The organism is Levilactobacillus fujinensis (genome assembly GCF_003946335.1).
GTDB classification, from domain to species: Bacteria; Bacillota; Bacilli; order Lactobacillales; family Lactobacillaceae; genus Levilactobacillus; species Levilactobacillus fujinensis.
Genome location: NZ_RHNX01000083.1, coordinates 1 through 2306, shown reverse-complemented (window position 1 = coordinate 2306; position 2306 = coordinate 1). Strand labels below are relative to the sequence as shown.

The 2306-nt window shown below is 35.3% G+C and carries 3 protein-coding genes; all 3 read right to left on the bottom strand.

The window, feature by feature from the left end; all coding sequences use genetic code 11:
• The coding region (locus EKM89_RS13700) for a replication initiator protein A (RefSeq protein WP_164510603.1) at positions 1 to 389 on the bottom strand (389 nt) is incomplete at its 3' end.
• A 601-nt stretch (positions 390 to 990) separates the two neighbouring features.
• Positions 991 to 1239 carry a ribbon-helix-helix domain-containing protein gene (locus EKM89_RS13695; protein WP_002825834.1) on the bottom strand — a complete coding sequence of 83 codons (249 nt, stop codon included), beginning with the start codon at positions 1237 to 1239 and terminating at the stop codon, positions 991 to 993.
• 13 nt (positions 1240 to 1252) lie between these two features.
• Positions 1253 to 2059, bottom strand: a complete 807-nt coding sequence (locus EKM89_RS13690; protein ID WP_002825830.1) for a ParA family protein — start codon at positions 2057 to 2059, stop codon at positions 1253 to 1255.
• Between the last annotated feature and the right edge of the window lie 247 nt (positions 2060 to 2306).

Below are 2306 nucleotides of genomic sequence, written 5' to 3'. Positions count from 1 at the left end.
TAAACGTCTTTTGCTGTTACTTCCAAATCTGCCAAATATAATCTATTTGGTTCGTTTTTGCCTGATCTTGGATTAAACCCCATATGTTTTTGATACAAAAGGTTCGCGTCCATTAATTCGTGTTTAATCTTATTGATTTTATTATTTGACCAGTTTCGTAAATCTTTCAGTTCATTGTTTGTGTATATGAAATATACGTTGTTATTTTCGTCAACCCAATTATTGCTTAGTGAGTAACTTAGACGATCGCGTAACACCGAATAAAGTAAAATGGCACTATCGCTAAGATCCTTATATTTTTCCCCTTGGAGTAAGATCTGCGGCAAAGCGTAAAACTTTACTTCATAGGCCCTTTTAGCATTTGTAAAGTTGAAGTTTGATTGATCCATAATAAAAGCTCCCTTTCTTAACTGACACACGTCGTCTTAAAGAGAGTTGCTAAAACATCTGACTTGTTTTAAAATACAAATCTGATATGCTTTAACTGAATTACAAAGCGAACATTGGACGTGATCGGCTTTGTAAATTCACCGGCATGTGTCTATTCTGGGTTGCCCATACGGCAACTTTTTTTAATTTCTAACAACAAAAATGGACTAAATAGCATTGGTTAGCCACTTAGCCCATTGGATTCAATTTGTTTTTAACTATCCTTCACTTGTCCCATAGGACTGGTTTGCGGTATAATTAACCTACAAATTAAGAACAATGTTCAGACGATTTTAACTTGGCGGTCTAAATCGTCTGAATCTAAGTAGCTCGCTATTAGCTACTTGCTAAACCTAAAATCCCCGATTCCTCGTGAATCGGGGATTTTCTGTTTAGCTTGATCTATTTATTCGGTTGTTAAATTAATCTTAGTCTAGCATAGCGCTTACCTACAGGCAACCGTATTTGGTTCAGTGCACTTTACTAGCTTTTACCTAATTACAAATTAATTAAACAGATAAATTGCGTATTTGTTTGATTATTTATTTATTTGTTTAACCGCTAAATTGCATCTATGATTGAAGCTAAGAATTCTGAACGATTTTTAAATCCGTTTTTTCGGGCAGCCGTATCCATTTTTTTAAGTTGACTTTCAGTAATTGAGAAGGTCACTGATCGCTTACGCTCTACTTCCTTTCGGCTGATATTTTTCAAAAATGCAACTGCATCTTTCTTGTTGTCTTTCAATGTAGTTTCGTAACTTTCTCTCATTTCTTCGTCTTTTTTATGGTTGAATGAATCTAAACTCATAATCTAACTCTCCTTACTTGGTTTTATTTGCTAATTCTTGAAAAAGATGATCGGCGTGTTCTATGAACTTTTGGTTTTGTTTTAAAATGGATTCATCATGATTGGCCAATTCAAATATTGAAGCGTGCCTTGCAGTAGCTTTATTAAAGAGCTCTCTTTCAGGAATTATAGTTGCGACTGTTTCATCGCCTTCTATGTGTTTTAGCAAATCGCGAGACATGCTTGTATTATGTCTAATCATATTACCGATAAAGAAAAGCTTTGCGTCAACGTAAGTTTCGCCAGTTCGATAATCAAAAAGTGATTTTCTGAATTTTTCGAGTCGTGTTTCTAGGTCAAACTTGGCATTGTAGCCATGTTCACTGGGTGTAATGGGACTAAGCAGGTAATTACTGATAGCAATAGCGTTTTTAGTGATGGTGCTAAAATCTGGGTGCGTATCAATTAAGATATAGTCATAGTCGGTCAAGCTTAATGAATCGGAGTTGTTTTTAAACCACATGAACAACATCATTTCTTTGTTACTGTTATTTTCTAGATAACTTCCTAAAACATCTAGGTCTATAAAACCGGCTATTAAATCTAGATTCGGTCCGACACTGTCAATTTTTACTTTTTGAGCAGTGTCATTTTCTTTAAACGCTTCAGCGATGGTATTGTTTCGTCGTGTCTTTTCAAAAACGGTTGTTAAATTGCACTGATGGTCTAAATCGATTAATAGAACCTTCTTACCATGTTTGGCTAACCAATCACCATAATTTAAAGTCAAGGTTGTTTTACCAACACCACCCTTGATAGCAGTAAAAGTAATAATCTTCATCTTGATGCCTCCTTCATCTAGCTTAATTATATCATTATCAAGCAAACAAATAAACAATTTATTAAATAATTAACGTAACGATTTTGGCCGGTTTAATCATGTACTTCGGCAATATCAACAGCACTCATTCCCGGCTGATAAGGCTTGAACGGCTCTGGTGCAAATAGTCTGAGAGTGTGCCTTTTACCTAGTTGTTGATAGGGTGTTGTAGGTTATGCTGGCACCATCGCTTTTAATTCGTCCACGG

What these genes read in the sequence shown, in the direction of transcription:
- EKM89_RS13695 (WP_002825834.1), bottom strand. Translation starts at nt 1,239, where the DNA reads ATGAGTTTAGATTCATTCAACCATAAAAAAGACGAAGAAATGAGAGAA.
- EKM89_RS13690 (WP_002825830.1), bottom strand. Translation starts at nt 2,059, where the DNA reads ATGAAGATTATTACTTTTACTGCTATCAAGGGTGGTGTTGGTAAAACA.